Here is a 15,074-nt window from a genome sequence, read left to right as displayed (position 1 = left end):
AGGTCACGCCGGTGCCCCTTCATCAGCTCGCCGTGACTCCGGCGGACGTATCCGGGGAAAGGCTGGGACTCGCGCTCAACGCGCCCGTGCCCGCTCCCCTGGCCAGCTGCCGCCTGGACCACCCGGCCGGCGGCGCCACGCTCTTGCTGGGTGTGCTCGGCGCGTCACATGTCGTCGCGGTCGGGCACGCGTTCTCCGAGGAAATCTCCTGCACGGCACGCAATCTCGGGGCCGACCTGCCCGAGCGCACCGACGCACCCGGTTACCGCCTGCAGTCGCGTACCGACACCCACGACGAGGCGAGCTTTCGCCGGCTCGCGCAGGACCTGCGCGACCGTTGCGCGCGGCTGGACGGCTGGCTCGGCGGCACCTTCCCCGGCGATGACGCCGCGCTGACCGTGCTGGCCGCCGAGCCCGACGGCACCGGCTGGCGCTGGCAGACCTGGCACCTCTACCCGGCTCGCCTCGCGGGCGGCGGCGGAACGGTGGTTCACACGGCCAGCCGGTGGCGCCCGTGAGCCGCAACCGCCTTTTCGTGATCGCCGGAGTGCTGGGCGCGGCCGCCGTGGCGTGCCTGATCTTCGGAATCATCTTGCTCCAGAAGAACATTGGCTCGTACGTGGCCGGTCATTATCACGAGTACGCCCGCGACGCGAACGGGACCCGCTACCAGTGCACCGGTTCGCCCGAACAGGTCGCCGACGCGCTGGCCGACTACGCCCAACCCGACGCGCGGGCCGACAACGGCAAGACCGAGTACCTGCGTTACAGCAACAACATCGTGATCGTCGGCCCCGACGGCGGTTATCAGTGCAGCATCCGCGTCGAACCGCTGAGCGCCGGATACAGCCACGGCGCCTTCATCTTCCTGGGCCCCGGATTTTCCCCTGGATCCCCCTCGGGCGGCGCCGGAGGCACCCCCGGCGGCCCCGGCGGAATCAAGTGAACGCAAAGGAGAGCACCATGTACCTCGCCGTCGAGATCGGCACCGTCGACATCAATCCCGTGCTGAAGGGCGCGGTCGCGACGATCCTGTACTTCGTCGTCGGCATGGCCGTGCTTCTCATCGGGTTCTACGCGGTCGACCTGCTGACCCCGGGGAAGTTGCGCCAGCTGGTGTTCATCGACCGCCGCCCCAACGCCGTGGTGGTCGCGGGCGCGATGTACATCGCCCTGACCGTCGTCATCATCACCGCCATCGCCAACAGCTATAGCCAGCTGGGCCAGGGACTCCTGGGCGTGGCGGTGTACGGGCTGATGGGCGTGATCCTGCTGGGGATAGCGCTGCTGGCGATGCACCTGCTGATACCGGGCAGCTTCCACGAGCACATCGACGAGCCGGAGCTGCATCCGGGATCGTTCGCCGTGGCGCTGATACTGCTCGCCGTGGGAGGGGTGACCGCCGCGGCGGTGTCATGAGCGCTGTCGATGTGCGGCCGCCCGGGGCGGCGCCGGCCGCGGGGCCGTCGGGTCGATGGCGGGCGCTGCTGCTGGCCGCGGTGGCGGCGTGCGCGGCCTGCGGCATCGTGTACGAACTCGCGCTGCTGACGCTGTCGGCCAGCCTCGACGGCGGCGGGATCGTCGCCACCTCCCTGATCGTCGCGGGCTACATCGCCGCGCTGGGCGTGGGCGCCCTGCTGGTCAAACCCCTGCTGGCGCACGCCGCGATCACCTTCATCGCCGTCGAGGCGCTGCTGGGCATCATCGGCGGCCTGTCGGCGGCGGCGCTGTACGTGGTGTTCGCGTTCGTGGACGGGTCGACGTGGGTGCTCGCGTTGAGCACGGCGCTTATCGGTGCTCTGGTGGGCGCCGAGGTGCCGCTGCTGATGACGCTGCTGCAAGGTGGCCGGACAGCCGGTGCCGCCGATGCCGGGCGGACGCTGGCCAACCTCAACGCCGCCGACTACCTGGGCGCGCTGCTGGGCGGGCTGGTCTGGCCGTTCCTGTTGCTGCCGCAGTTGGGGATGATCCGCGGTGCGGCCGCCACCGGCATGATCAACCTGGCGGCCGCCGCCGTCGTAGCGATTTTCCTGTTGCGGCAAGTGGTTTCGACGCGGAAGCTGATGCTGGCGATGTGCGCGCTGGCCGCCGCCGTTGGGCTGCTCGCCACCCTGCTGCTGCGTTCGGCCGACATCGAAACAACAAGCAGGCAAAGGCTTTACGCCGACCCGATCATCGCCTACCGGCACACGGCCTATCAGGAGATCGTGGTGACCCGCCGCGGCAACGACACCCGGCTGTATCTCAATGGGGGGCTGCAGTTCTCCACCCGCGACGAGTACCGCTACACCGAGAGCCTCGTCTACCCCGCCCTCGGCGGGGTTTCCCAAGGCGCCCATTCGGTGCTGGTGCTGGGCGGCGGAGACGGCCTGGCGGCGCGCGAATTACTGCGCCAGCCAGGCGTTTCCAAGATCGTACAGGTCGAGCTCGACCCCGCGGTGATCGACGTCGCCCGCACCACGCTGCGCGCCGCCAATGGCGGCTCGCTGGACAACCCCCGGGTGGCCGTGCTGATCGAGGACGCGATGAACTGGTTGCGCGGGCCGAACGTGGACCGCTTCGACGCGGTGATCGTCGACCTTCCCGACCCCGACACACCCGTGCTGGGCCGGCTGTACTCCACGGAGTTCTACGCGCTGGCCGCCCGCGCGCTCGCACCCGGTGGGCTGATGGTGGTGCAGGCGGGCAGTCCGTTCTCCACCCCGACGGCGTATTGGCGCACGGTATCGACGATCCGGGCGGCCGGCTACGCGGTCACGCCGTATCACGTGCACGTGCCCACGTTCGGTGACTGGGGATTCGCCCTTGCGCAGCGCGCCGACGCCGCACCCGTGCCGAAGGTGCCCACCAATGCGCCGCCGCTGCGCTACCTCAACCAGCAGGTGCTCGACGCCGCGGGCGTCTTCTCCGGCGACATCGGGCCGCGCCCGGTGGACCCGTCGACCCTGGACAACCCGCGCATCGTCGAGGACATGCGGCACGGATACGACTAGCCATTGCTGGCGGCCTTGGTCCCGCCGAGCGTGCACTGATGGCGACAAATCGGCCTGAATCTCGCCCTGCAGGCACGCTCGGCGAGAGCCGAACTAGTCCTCGTCGAGGGCGGCGAGCACCTCGTCGGACAGGTCGACATTGGTCCAGACGTTCTGCACGTCGTCGCTGTCCTCCAGCGCGTCGACCAGCTTGAACACCTTGCGCGCGCCCTCGACGTCGACCGGCACGCTGACCGAGGGCTGGAAGCTGGCCTCGGCCGATTCGTAGTCGATGCCGGCGTCCTGCAGCGCCGTGCGCACCGCGACGAGATCGGTCGGCTCGGAGATGACCTCGAAGCTCTCGCCGAGGTCGTTGACGTCCTCGGCACCGGCGTCCAGCACGGCGGTCAGCACATCGTCTTCGGTGAGCCCGTTCTTCTCGAGCGTGACGACGCCCTTGCGGGTGAACAGATAGGACACCGATCCGGGGTCGGCCATGTTGCCGCCGTTGCGGGTCACCGCCACCCGGACCTCGCCGGCCGCGCGGTTGCGGTTGTCGGTGAGGCACTCGATCAGCACCGCCACGCCGTTGGGGCCGTAACCCTCGTACATGATGGTCTGGTAGTCGGCGCCGCCGGCTTCCTCGCCCGCGCCGCGCTTGCGGGCGCGTTCGATGTTGTCGTTGGGCACCGAGGTCTTCTTCGCCTTCTGAATGGCGTCGTACAGCGTCGGGTTGCCGGCCGGGTCACCACCGCCGGTACGGGCGGCGACCTCGATGTTTTTGATCAGCCGGGCGAATTCCTTGCCACGACGCGCGTCTTTGACGGCCTTCTGGTGCTTGGTGGTCGCCCACTTGGAATGGCCGCTCATCGGTGTCTCGTACCTCTTCTATCTCTGGAAAGTTCGCCAGACGAGTCTACGTGGACGGTCGATGCACCGAACGTCACGCCAGCGCGGCAGTCGCCGCCGAGCGTCACTCCTGCGTGACGTTCGGCGTGCCGGCACCGGTCACCAGGTCGACGAACAGGTGGTGGATGCGGCGGTCGCCGGTCATCTCGGGGTGAAACGCCGTCGCCAGCACCAAGCCCTGCTTCACTGCGACGACGTGGCCGGCCGCGCTGGCCAGCACCTCGACGTCGTCGCCGGCTCGCTCGACCCAGGGGGCCCGGATGAATACCGCGCGCACCGGATCGCTCAGCCCCGCGAACGGGATGTCCCCCTCGAAAGAATCGACCTGTCGTCCAAAGGCGTTGCGCCGCACCGTCATATCGATTGCACGCAGCGGCAGCGCCTCGCGCCCGCCCGCGCCGGCGTCCAGGATCTCGCTGGCCAGCAGGATCATCCCGGCGCACGCGCCGTAGGCGGGCAGCCCGTCGGCCAGCAAGCCCCGCAACGGCTCGAGCAGCCCGAGATCGAGCAGCAGGTGGCTCATGGTGGTCGATTCCCCGCCGGGGATGACCAGCCCGTCCACCGCCTCCAGCTCGCTGCGCCGGCGCACCGGCATCGACTCGGCTCCCGCCTCCCGCAGGGCCGCCAGGTGCTCGCGGGTGTCGCCCTGCAGTGCCAGGACCCCGATCCGCGGGGCGCTCACTGGTTGGTCGGCTGGTACCCACGCTTGAAGCGGGTCAGCCCCTCCTGCATGACCGCCGCAACCATCTCACCGGACTGGGTGAAGATCTTGCCCTGGCACAGCGAGCGGCCGCCGCTGGCCGACGGCGAGCTCTGGTCGTAGAGCAGCCACTCGTCGGCCCGGAACGCCCGCATGAACCACATGGCGTGGTCCAGCGACGCCACCTGCAGGTGCTCGCGCACATCGAGGTGGTTGACCTGCGCCGATCCCAGCAGCGTCAGGTCGCTCATGTAGGCCAGCGCGCAGATGTGCAGCACCGGGTCGTCGGGCAGCGGATCACGGTGGCGGAACCACACCTGCTGTTGGGAGGCCTTGACCGGCGAGAGGTGCAGCTTCTCTCGGGGCACGATGCAGACGTCCCACTCCTCGAACTGTTTGAACCCGGCGTCGTCGAACACCTTGATCGAGTCCAGACCGGGCAGGCCGTCCGGCGGCGCGGCGGCGGGCATGACGTCCTGGTGGTGGATGCCCTCCTGGTCGGTCTGGAACGACGCCCCCATGGAAAAGATGATTTCGCCGTGCTGGATGGCATTGACGCGCCGGGTAGCGAATGACCCGCCGTCGCGGGTGCGCTCGACGATGAACACCGTGGGCTCGTTGGCGTCGCCGGGCCGCAGGAAGTAACCGTGCAGCGAGTGGACCTGGTAGTGCGGGTCCACGGTGCGAACCGCCGAGACGAGCGACTGCCCCGCCACGTGACCGCCGAACGTGCGCTGGAAATATCCCGACTCCGGGCTGAAAACCCGACCACGGTAGATGTTGACCTCGAGTTGCTCGAGATCGAGGATCTCTTCGATCGCCACGGAGAAGTTCTTACCAGCCGCGTTCGGCCAGCCGGTGGGGCTCCGCGATCTGCTCGACGTTGATGCCGACCATCGCGTCGCCCAGCCCGCGCGACACCTTGGCGAGCACGTCGGGATCGTCGTAGAAGGTGGTCGCCTTGACGATCGCGGCCGCGCGCGCGGCGGGATCGCCGGACTTGAAGATCCCCGAACCGACGAATACGCCCTCGGCGCCGAGCTGCATCATCATCGCCGCATCCGCCGGGGTGGCGATGCCGCCCGCGGTGAACAGCGTCACCGGCAGCTTGCCCGCCCTGGCCACCTCGACAACCAGGTCGTAGGGCGCCCGCAATTCCTTTGCGGCGACGTACAATTCGTCCTCCGACAACGACGTCAGGCGGCGGATCTCGCCGCCGATCGCCCGCATGTGCGTGGTCGCGTTGGAGACGTCACCGGTGCCGGCTTCGCCCTTGGAGCGGATCATCGCCGCGCCCTCGCTGATGCGGCGCAGCGCCTCACCGAGGTTGGTCGCCCCGCACACGAACGGCACGGTGAACTTCCACTTGTCGATGTGGTGGGTGTAGTCCGCCGGGGTGAGCACCTCAGACTCGTCGACGTAGTCCACGCCGAGGCTCTGCAGGATCTGAGCCTCGACGAAGTGGCCGATGCGGGCCTTGGCCATCACCGGGATGGTCACGGCGGCGATGATGCCCTCGATCATGTCGGGGTCGCTCATCCGCGACACACCACCTTGCGCGCGGATGTCGGCGGGCACCCGTTCCAGCGCCATGACGGCGACCGCGCCGGCGGCCTCGGCGATCTTGGCCTGCTCGGGGGTGACGACGTCCATGATGACGCCGCCCTTGAGCATCTCGGCCATGCCGCGTTTGACGCGCGCCGTTCCGGTTCGCCCGTTCGGTGGGTGGGCCGTACTCACTGCATGATCTCCTTCAAACGTTGTCGACCCAGTCTAATGAGGCGTTTTGGCCCGCGTTGACACCGGCGGAGTCAGCGGATGGACAACAGCGGCCCGGGGGTGCGGCCGCCGGCGAGCGCCGCCGCGTCGGTGAGCAGTCCGGACAGTTGCATGGGGTACACGGTCTCCCCCGCTGCGACCAGCGCGGCGATGTCGGCAGCGTCACACCACCGGTGGCCGTGGATGTAGCTGCGTTCCAGCTCGGTGCGGCCCGCGCGCGACGGCTCGAACCGCCGGGTGCGGTAGACGAAGTAGAACTCCTCGCTGTCGATCAGCGAGCCGTTGAACTCGAAGACCTCGTCACGCCGCCAGACCGGCCCGACCATCTCCGCCGGCGCGACCCGCAGACCGGTTTCCTCGGCCAGTTCCCGCGCGGCGGCTTCGGCCAGCCGCTCCCCTTGCTGCACCTCGCCACCCACGGTGAACCACCACTTCGGGGCATGCCGGTCGGCGAGCGCGGGGTCCGACCCGCACAGCAGCAGCACCGCGCCGGTGTCGTCGAGCAGCACGATGCGCGCCGAGGTGCGGTGGTTGAGGACGCCGTGATCGCCGTGGGCCAGCGCGTGCGGACGTTCGACGATCTCGAAATAGCTGGGCACAGCGGCCTTTCCGCCGAGGTGGAACAGCCGCACCAGGGGCCGCTCGGCCAGGGCCAGGGTGTCGCGGACCGCGTCGTTGTGGAAACGACGGGCCAGCACCACCCGGGCCTCGGCGTCGGCCAGCTCGGCGATCAGACCGGCCGGCAGCGACGCAGGATCGACGACGGCCAGCGCGGCCGACAACGCGTTCTCGGCGTTTTCCCGCGCGGGCCGGGGCGCCCCTTCCGCGGCGTCGGCCAGCGCCGCCAGCCGCCGCCCTTCGGACGCACCGCCGTAGGCGTCGATGGCGACGGCGCGCGACACCACCGCGCGCCGTGCCAGCGCCCCGTCGAGCGCCTGCCACGACAGGTCGTAGCGGACGTGCAGGCGGTCCAGCCTGTTCGCCGTCCGGTACGCCCAGACCCCGAAGACCGCCAGCACCGCGACGAACACCGCGATGGCGACAATCAGCCACGTCATCAACTGGCCACCTCAACCTTGGCGCCTGACGCGGCGACCGTCTCGTACACCCGCATGATCTGGCTGGCCACCACCGACCAGTCGTAGCGCTGGACGGCTGCCGAACCCGCCGTCACATAACGTTCCCGCAGCACATCATCCTCCAGCACCGCGATCAGCGCATCGGCAAGCGCGTCACCGTCGCCGACGGGTACCAGGCATCCGACGTCACCGTTGCCCAGCACGCGGCGGAAGGCGTCCAGATCGCTCGCCACCACCGGGGTGCCGGCGGCCAGCGCCTCGACCAGGACGATGCCGAAACTCTCCCCGCCGAGGTTGGGCGCGCAGTACACGTCGGCGCTGCGCATGGCCGACGCCTTGCCGGCGTCGTCGACCTGCCCGAGAAAACGGAGGTGATCCACCAATTCCCCTGCCTGGGAGCGCAATTGGTCTTCATCGCCGCGCCCGACGACCAGGAGTTGCACGTCGGGAAAACGCGCGACCAGCGCCGGCAGCGCGTCGAGCAGCACCGAGATGCCCTTGCGCGGCTCGTCGTAGCGGCCCAGGAACAGCACCGTCTTGCCGGGGCGCGGGTAGCCGTCCAGGTGCGGGGCCGAGGCGAACGATGCGACGTCGACGCCGTTGGGGATCTCCACCGCGTCGGTGCCCAGCGCCTCCATCTGCCAGCGCCGGGCCAGATCGGAGACCGCGATCCGGCCGACGATCTTCTCGTGCATCGGGCGCAGGATGCCCTGAAACACCGTCAGCGTCAGCGATTTGGTGGTGGAGGTGTGAAACGTGGCGACGATCGGGCCCTCGGCGATGTTGAGGGCCAACATGGACAGACTCGGCGCGTTGGGCTCGTGCAGGTGCAGCACGTCGAAATCGCCTTCGGCGAGCCACTTTTTCACCTTGCGGTGGGTGGCCGGCCCGAACCGCAGCCGGGCCACCGAACCGTTGTAGGGAATCGGGACGGCCTTGCCCGCCGAGACGACGTAATCGGGCAGCTCGGCGTGCGGCGAGGCCGGCGCGAGGACGCTGACGTCATGACCCCGGGCGCGCATCACCTCGGCCAGCTGCAGGACGTGCGACTGCACCCCGCCCGGAACGTCGAACGAGTAGGGACAGATCATCCCGATCCGCATCAGGTTTCCTTCAGCCGGGCCTGCTTGGCATCGGGAAGGTCGGACAGCCACTGCGGCTGCATCATGTGCCAGTCCTCGGGGTGGGCGGCGATGTTCTTCTCGAATTGATCGGCCATCGCCTGGGTGATGGCGCCGACGTCGCCGCTGGTGCAATCGAGTGGCGGGCCGATGTCCACGCCCCAGCCCCGGCCCTCGAACCAGCAGTGCGCGGGCAGCAGGGCCGCCCCGGTCGCGATGGCGAGCTTCGCCGGGCCGGCGGGCAGCCGGGTGGGCTCGGCGAAGAAGTCGACCTGCACGCCGGTGCGGGTGAGGTCGCGTTCGGCCATCAGGCACACCACCCGGTTGGCCCGCAGCCGATCGCACAACACGTCGAACGGCGACCGTTCTCCCCCGGACAGGGGCAGCACCTCGAAGCCGAGGCGCTCGCGGTAGGCGATGAAGCGCCGGTACAGCGATTCGGGTTTGAGGCGCTCGGCGACGGTGGTGAACGTGCCGTGCGTCTGCGCCAGCCATACCCCGGCCATGTCCCAGTTGCCGCTGTGCGGCAAGGCGATCACCGCGCCGCGGCCGCTGGACAGCGCCGCCTCGATGTGATCTTGCCCCAGGACCGAGTCGTGCAGCTCGCGGCCCAGCGCGCCCAGGTCCATGCCCGGCAGGCGGAACGCCTCGCGCCAGTAGCGGGCATAGGAGGCCAGCGAGGCCCGCATCAGCGAGTCGGGCACGTCCTCGGGTGGCACGCGCAGGACGCGGGCCAGGTTCTTGCGCAGCTGGTCGGGGCCGCCGCCGCGGGCCGCGTACCGGGCCCCGGCCTCAAAGGCGTTGCGCGCGGCGAACTCCGGCATCGCCCGCACCGCCATCCAGCCCGACGCGTACGCCCAGTCGGTGCCCACACCGCCGGTCAGGCGGCCCAGTGTCCGGCGGGCCAGCCGCCGTTGCGCCCCAATCATTTTCATGCCCGGCGGAGTGGGAATCACGGCTCGCTCACCATTCGATCGGTCGCGCCCGGGGAGGTGCGCACCGCGCGCAACCGCTGCGCGCAGGTGACGAGGCTGGCCACCGCCAGCAGCCACATCGCCACGGGCAGCGCCCACGGCAGCGGATACACCGGAAGGTCTGACAGGCCGGCGCCGACGAGCACGATGATCAGCCGTTCCGGCCGTTCGATCAGCCCGCCGTCGCCGCGCAGTCCGCTGGCCTCGGCGCGGGCCTTGATGTAGGAGATCACCTGCGAGGTGACCAGGCAGATCAGCGTGGCGACCGCCAGCAGCTTGTCGTGCAGGCCGAAGACGATCCACCACAGCAGCCCGCAGAACACCGCGCCGTCGCTGACCCGGTCACAGGTGGCGTCCAGCACGGCGCCGAACCGGGTGCCGCCGCCGCGTTCCCGGGCCATCGCCCCATCGAGCATGTCGAAGAGGACGAAAAACCAGACCACCAGCGTGCCGGCGAACAACTTGCCCATCGGGAACAGGGTCAGCGCTCCGGCGACCGCGACGATGGTGCCCAGGATCGTGACGACGTCGGGGGTCAATCCCAGCCGCAGGCACGCCCTCGCGGTCGGAGTGGTCAGCCGCGCGAACGCCGCCCGCGACAGGAACGGCACTCTGCTCATGGTTGTTTCGTCCACTCCGTGGCGAGCAGCTGGCGCGTCTCGCGCAGCAACTGCGGGATCACCTTCGACCCGCCGATGATGGTGATGAAGTTCGCATCGCCGCCCCAGCGCGGCACCACGTGCACGTGCAGATGTTCGGCCAGCGACCCGCCGGCCGATGTCCCCAGGTTCAGGCCGACGTTGAAACCGTGCGGCCGCGAGACGTTCTTGATGACACGAATTGCCTTCTGGACGAAGGACATCAGCTCGGCGCTTTCCGGGTCGGTCAGGTCCTCGAGCTCGGAGACCCGCCGGTACGGGACCACCATCAGGTGTCCGGGGTTGTAGGGGTAGAGGTTGAGCACGGCGTAGACGAGCTCGCCACGGGCGACCACCAAGCCGTCTTCGTCGGTGAGGTGCGGAATGTCGGTGAACGGCTGCTCGGTTTTGCCGTTGTCGCGCTTCGTCGGCGCTTCGGCCAGGTAGGTCATCCGGTACGGCGTCCACAACCGCTGCAGGTGGTCTTGCTCGCCGACCCCCCTGTCCAGGATGGTGTCGTCGGCAGCCTGCTCGGCCGGTTCGCGGTCAGTCACGGTCACTCACCACTGACGCTTTCACGAGTTCGGCTGTGGGAACCGAGTTTTCGCGGTCGGCGACCCAGTTCACGATCGCATCGACCGCGCGGTCGACCGGAACGCCGTTGATCTGGCTGCGGTCACCGAAGCGGAAGCTGACCGCGCCGGCCTGCACATCGCGGTCACCGGCCAGCAGCATGAACGGCACCCGCTGGGCGGTGTGATGAACGATCTTCTTGGCCATCCGGTCATCGCTGGCGTCGACCTCGACCCGAACTCCGTGTGACTTCAGCTGTGCCGCAATGCTTTCCAGGTATCCGACGTGTTCGTCGGCGACCGGAATGCCCACCGCCTGCACCGGCGCCAGCCACGCCGGGAAGGCCCCCGCGTAGTGCTCGGTGAGGATACCGAAGAACCGCTCGATCGAGCCGAACAGCGCCCGGTGAATCAGCACCGGCCGCTGCCGCGACCCGTCCGACGCGGTGTATTCCAGCTCGAATCGGTCCGGCATGTTGAAGTCGAGCTGGATGGTCGACATCTGCCAGCTGCGGCCCAACGCGTCCTTGACCTGCACCGAAATCTTCGGCCCATAGAACGCCGCGCCACCGGGGTCGGGAACGAAATGCAACCCTGAAGCCTCGGCGACCCCCCGCAGGACATCGGTGGCCTCGTCCCACATCTCGTCGGAGCCCGAGTACTTCTCGGGGTCTTTGGTGGACAGCTCCAGGTAGAAGTCGTTGAGCCCGTAGTCGGCCAGCAGATCGAGCACGAAGCGCAGCAGCGAGGTCAGCTCGTCGCGCATCTGCTCTCGCGTGCAATAGATGTGGGCGTCGTCCTGGGTCATGCCGCGCACCCGGGTCAGCCCGTGCACCACGCCCGACTTCTCGTAGCGGTACACGCTGCCGAACTCGAAGAGGCGCAAGGGAAGCTCTCGATACGAGCGACCGCGTGATCGATAGATCAGGTGGTGCATCGGGCAGTTCATCGGCTTGAGGTAGTAGTCCTGCCCGGGCTTGCGCACCGTCCCGTCCGCGTTGTACTCCGCGTCGAGGTGCATCGGCGGGTACATGCCGTCGGCGTACCACTCGAGGTGGCCGGAGGTGATGTAGAGCTGCTCCTTGGTGATGTGTGGGGTGTTGACGAACTCGTAGCCGGCCTCGATGTGCTTGCGCCGCGAGTACTCCTCGAGCTCGCGACGGATGATGCCGCCCTTGGGATGGAAAACCGCCAGGCCGGAACCGATCTCGTCCGGGAAGCTGAACAGGTCGAGCTCGCTGCCCAGCCTGCGATGGTCGCGGCGCTGCGCCTCCTCGATCAGCTCGAGGTAGGCATCCAGCGCCTCCTGCGACTCCCAGGCGGTGCCGTAGATGCGTTGCAGGCTGGCGTTGCTCTGGTCGCCGCGCCAGTAGGCCGCCGAGCTACGGGTGAGCTTGAACGCCGGGATGTGCTTGGTGGTCGGGATGTGCGGCCCGCGGCACAGATCACCCCAAACCCGTTGCCTGGTACGTGGATTGAGGTTGTCGTAAGCGGTGAGCTGGTCGCCGCCGACCTCCATGATGTCCGGGTCGCCGGACTTGTCGTCGACGAGTTCGAGCTTGTAGGGCTCGTTGGCCAGTTCGGTGCGCGCCTGGTCTTTGGACTCGTACACGCGCCGCTCGAACAGCTGGCCCTCTTTGACGATCTGGCGCATCCGCTTTTCCAGCGCCGTCAGGTCTTCGGGCGTGAACGGCTCCTTCACGTCGAAGTCGTAGTAGAAGCCGTCGGCGATCGGCGGGCCGATGCCCAGTTTGGCTTGTGGGAACAGCTCCTGGACGGCCTGGGCCAACACGTGTGCGGCCGAATGCCGGATCACGCTTCGGCCCTCGTCGGTGTTGGCGGCCACGGGGACGACGTCGGCGTCGGCGTCGGGCGTCCAACTCAGGTCGCGCAGCTTGCCGTCAGCGTCGCGCACCACCACGATCGCGTCCGGCGTGCCCCGGCGCGGCAGACCGGCCTCGCCCACCGCGGCGGCCGCGGTGGTCCCGGCAGGCACCCTGATCGGGGCTGCCGGGGCGGGCTGTGCGGCGACGCTCATCTGGCTGGGTCTCCAAGGGTCGAGTTCTCGATGATCGTTGCCATGCTATCGGGGCGGACCTCGAAAGAACCCAAGGCATTAGGGCCGCGGGGCGCCGCCGCTATCGCGACACATAAACCACGAACACGACACGCCGCTGCCGGTGTGCATGGTTTATGTCTCGGCGCGTCCTGAAAGACCGCGCTTACGGCTGCCCGGGTTTGAGCCGTACGAACAGCGCGTCGGCCTCGGTCAGCAACTGATCGCCGTCGGTCAACCGGCCTGACACGAAGATCTTGCGTCCGTCCACCCGGTCGATGCCCGCGTCGAACTGCAGTTCCTTTTCCACCGGAACGATGTGGCGGTAGTCGATCTTGAGGTATGCGGTGCGCTGCCGCGGGTTGCCGGTGAGAACCGAGGCCGACAACCCGAGGATGGAGTCGAACAGCATGCCGAGCGCGCCGCCGTGCACGGCGCCGTTGCGGCCCAGGTGGAACCGGGCGAAGCGGGCCTGGCCGTGGATTCGGCCGTCCTCACCCTTGCGCGCCGACATCGGGATCGTCAGGATGTTGCCGCGCATTGGCAGGTCCATCCGCCGGCCCGACGGCGACGCCCATTCGTCGGCGTCGAACGGAGCCAGCAGCGCCGACACCTTCTCCACCAAGTCAGCGGCCTCGCTGATGACTTCGTCGGGCGCGTCGGCGGCCCGGGCGTGGTCCTGCAACGAGCGCACGGCGTCGATGAACCTGCCGTAGTCGGGCCCGCCCTTGGTCGTCGGCTCCGGCGGGTTGAATCCGCCGCCGGGGTGTCGCTGGTGTTCGGCCACCACCACACCGTATTGCCCGGCGGGCGCGCTTTCGCGCGGTGGTCAGGCCGGCTGCTGCGCCCCGGCGGCCGACAACGTCTCGAACTCGTCGTCGGACAGCTCGATCGCAGCGGCAGCGACGTTCTCCTCCAGGTGCGCAACCTTGGACGTACCCGGGATCGGCATCATCACCGGCGAGCGTTTCAGCAACCACGCCAGCGCCAGCTGTGAGGGCGACGCGTCGTGGTCGGCGGCGATGCGCTGCAGCGGGCCGTCGGGAGCGGCCAGCGGCCCGGCGGCCAGCGGGAACCACGGGATGAACCCGATGCCCTGCTTGGTCGCGGCGTCCAGGAGCGGCTCGGCGCCACGGGCCGTCAGGTTGTACATGTTCTGCACCGACACGATGTCGGTGATACGCCGGGCCGCGTTCAGCTGCTCGACGTCGATCTCGGACAGGCCGATGTGGCGGATCTTGCCCTCGCTTTTCAGCGTAAGCAGCTCGCCCACCTGATCTTCCAGCGGGAAGTTCTTGTCGATGCGGTGCAGCTGGAACAGGTCGATGGTGTCCACGCCCAGCCGGCGCAGGCTCATCTCGCATTCCTGGCGCAGGTAGCTCGGGTTGCCCAACGGAATCCAGACGTCCGGGCCGGTGCGCAGCAGGCCCGCCTTGGTCGCGATCACCAGACCGTCGTAGGGGTGCAGCGCCTCGCGAATGATCTCCTCGGAGACGTAGGGGCCGTAGGAGTCGGCGGTGTCGATGAAGTTCACCCCGAGTTCGACGGCCCGGCGCAGCACCCGGACGCATTCGTCGCGGTCGTCGGGCGGACCCCATACGCCCTTCGCCGTCAGGCGCATGGCGCCGAAGCCGAGTCGGTTGACGGTCAGGTCGCCGCCGATGGTGAATGTCCCGGATGCCCCTGCAACAGTTTTCGAGTTTTCTGCGGTCACATCTACCGACCGTACGCGCCGAATGCGGCGGCGCATCTCGGCGTGGCAAGCTGAGGACGTGGACCTGCGCACGCTCGAGGAACTCCCCCTGACCTACGCGGAAGTGGGTGCGACGGCTTCCGGCGATCTGCCCGCCGGATACGACCATCAGCACGCAGAGCGCCAAATCGGCACGGGCCGGCAGCGTTTCGAGCAAGCCGCGGCGGCCGTCATGCGCTGGGGCATGCAGCGCGGATCCGGGCTGCGGGTGCAGGCCAGCTCCGAGGTCGCCGTCGTCGACGCGGTCGTCGTGGTGAAGATGGGTTTTCTGCCGGCGCCGTGTCGCGTCGTCTACGTCGTCGACGAGCCCGACATCCGTGGCTTCGGCTACGGCACCCTGCCGGGCCATCCGGAGTCCGGCGAGGAACGCTTCGTGGTGCGTCGCGACCCGGTGTCCGACGCGGTCTACGCGGAGGTATCCGCCTTCTCCCGGCCCGCGACCTGGTGGAGCAAGGCCGGCGGGCCGGTGGTGAAGGTGGGTCAGCGCCTCATCGCCAGGCGCTACCTGCGCGCGGTCTGAG

Annotated in this window: 17 protein-coding genes; 5 read left to right on the top strand and 12 right to left on the bottom strand. The window is 68.8% G+C overall.

Annotation, left to right across the window (positions count from 1 at the left end):
- Window positions 1-11 precede the first annotated feature (11 nt).
- The 4 genes from AC5Y4T_RS15235 to AC5Y4T_RS15220 are packed head-to-tail and all read left to right on the top strand — an operon-like array spanning window position 12 to window position 2,993.
- Window positions 12-518, top strand: a complete 507-nt coding sequence (locus AC5Y4T_RS15235; protein WP_499954107.1) for a DUF2617 family protein — start codon at window positions 12-14, stop codon at window positions 516-518.
- Window positions 515-946 (top strand): DUF4247 domain-containing protein, encoded by a 432-nt coding sequence (locus AC5Y4T_RS15230; protein WP_499954105.1) that lies wholly within the window; start codon window positions 515-517, stop codon window positions 944-946. Before AC5Y4T_RS15235 ends, AC5Y4T_RS15230 begins: the two co-directional genes overlap by 4 nt.
- Window positions 947-963: 17 nt before the next feature.
- Window positions 964-1,419, top strand: coding sequence for a DUF350 domain-containing protein (locus tag AC5Y4T_RS15225; protein WP_499919572.1), 456 nt, complete (start codon window positions 964-966; stop codon window positions 1,417-1,419).
- A complete protein-coding gene (locus AC5Y4T_RS15220; RefSeq protein ID WP_499954103.1) occupies window positions 1,416-2,993 on the top strand; it encodes a polyamine aminopropyltransferase in 1,578 nt (525 codons plus the stop codon). Before AC5Y4T_RS15225 ends, AC5Y4T_RS15220 begins: the two co-directional genes overlap by 4 nt.
- Before the next feature lie 93 nt (window positions 2,994-3,086).
- On the opposite strand, the gene AC5Y4T_RS15215 is transcribed toward AC5Y4T_RS15220, so the two are convergent.
- The 12 genes from AC5Y4T_RS15215 to AC5Y4T_RS15160 form a co-directional block, all read right to left on the bottom strand.
- Window positions 3,087-3,842: a YebC/PmpR family DNA-binding transcriptional regulator gene (locus tag AC5Y4T_RS15215; RefSeq protein ID WP_463833598.1), complete on the bottom strand. Its 756-nt coding sequence runs from the start codon at window positions 3,840-3,842 to the stop codon at window positions 3,087-3,089.
- A 103-nt stretch (window positions 3,843-3,945) separates the two neighbouring features.
- Window positions 3,946-4,563: a pyridoxal 5'-phosphate synthase glutaminase subunit PdxT gene (gene pdxT, locus AC5Y4T_RS15210; protein WP_499919570.1), complete on the bottom strand. Its 618-nt coding sequence runs from the start codon at window positions 4,561-4,563 to the stop codon at window positions 3,946-3,948.
- Window positions 4,560-5,405 (bottom strand): acyl-CoA thioesterase II, encoded by an 846-nt coding sequence (tesB, locus tag AC5Y4T_RS15205; protein WP_499919569.1) that lies wholly within the window; start codon window positions 5,403-5,405, stop codon window positions 4,560-4,562. Before tesB ends, pdxT begins: the two co-directional genes overlap by 4 nt.
- A gap of 10 nt (window positions 5,406-5,415) precedes the next feature.
- On the bottom strand, window positions 5,416-6,321 hold the full coding sequence (pdxS, locus tag AC5Y4T_RS15200; RefSeq protein ID WP_499919568.1) for a pyridoxal 5'-phosphate synthase lyase subunit PdxS: 906 nt from the start codon (window positions 6,319-6,321) through the stop codon (window positions 5,416-5,418).
- A gap of 71 nt (window positions 6,322-6,392) precedes the next feature.
- Complete coding sequence (locus AC5Y4T_RS15195) at window positions 6,393-7,418, bottom strand: NUDIX hydrolase (protein ID WP_499919567.1); 1,026 nt, start codon at window positions 7,416-7,418, stop codon at window positions 6,393-6,395.
- The gene (locus tag AC5Y4T_RS15190) at window positions 7,418-8,542 is read right to left on the bottom strand and encodes a glycosyltransferase family 4 protein (RefSeq protein WP_499919566.1); all 1,125 of its coding nucleotides are present in this window, start codon (window positions 8,540-8,542) and stop codon (window positions 7,418-7,420) included. The genes AC5Y4T_RS15195 and AC5Y4T_RS15190 overlap by 1 nt, the downstream gene beginning before the upstream one ends.
- Entirely contained in the window at window positions 8,542-9,516 is a 975-nt protein-coding gene (locus AC5Y4T_RS15185; RefSeq protein WP_499919565.1) for a phosphatidylinositol mannoside acyltransferase, read from the bottom strand. Before AC5Y4T_RS15185 ends, AC5Y4T_RS15190 begins: the two co-directional genes overlap by 1 nt.
- Window positions 9,513-10,154: a phosphatidylinositol phosphate synthase gene (gene pgsA, locus AC5Y4T_RS15180; RefSeq protein ID WP_499919564.1), complete on the bottom strand. Its 642-nt coding sequence runs from the start codon at window positions 10,152-10,154 to the stop codon at window positions 9,513-9,515. The genes AC5Y4T_RS15185 and pgsA overlap by 4 nt, the downstream gene beginning before the upstream one ends.
- Window positions 10,151-10,726, bottom strand: coding sequence for an ATP adenylyltransferase (locus AC5Y4T_RS15175; RefSeq protein WP_499919563.1), 576 nt, complete (start codon window positions 10,724-10,726; stop codon window positions 10,151-10,153). Before AC5Y4T_RS15175 ends, pgsA begins: the two co-directional genes overlap by 4 nt.
- Window positions 10,719-12,782, bottom strand: a complete 2,064-nt coding sequence (gene thrS, locus AC5Y4T_RS15170; protein ID WP_499954101.1) for a threonine--tRNA ligase — start codon at window positions 12,780-12,782, stop codon at window positions 10,719-10,721. Before thrS ends, AC5Y4T_RS15175 begins: the two co-directional genes overlap by 8 nt.
- Before the next feature lie 184 nt (window positions 12,783-12,966).
- Window positions 12,967-13,593 (bottom strand): PaaI family thioesterase, encoded by a 627-nt coding sequence (locus AC5Y4T_RS15165; protein ID WP_499954099.1) that lies wholly within the window; start codon window positions 13,591-13,593, stop codon window positions 12,967-12,969.
- Window positions 13,594-13,629: 36 nt separating this feature from the next.
- Complete coding sequence (locus tag AC5Y4T_RS15160) at window positions 13,630-14,550, bottom strand: aldo/keto reductase (protein ID WP_499954097.1); 921 nt, start codon at window positions 14,548-14,550, stop codon at window positions 13,630-13,632.
- A 22-nt stretch (window positions 14,551-14,572) separates the two neighbouring features.
- On the opposite strand from AC5Y4T_RS15160, the gene AC5Y4T_RS15155 reads away from it, so the two are divergent.
- Entirely contained in the window at window positions 14,573-15,073 is a 501-nt protein-coding gene (locus AC5Y4T_RS15155; protein ID WP_499919559.1) for a DUF1990 domain-containing protein, read from the top strand.
- Window position 15,074 lies beyond the last annotated feature (1 nt).

The sequence above is a fragment of the Mycobacterium sp. NGS11 genome (genome assembly GCF_059813315.1).
The sequence above is the reverse complement of the archived record's forward strand: the minus strand, read 5'-3'. Positions and strand labels throughout refer to the sequence as shown.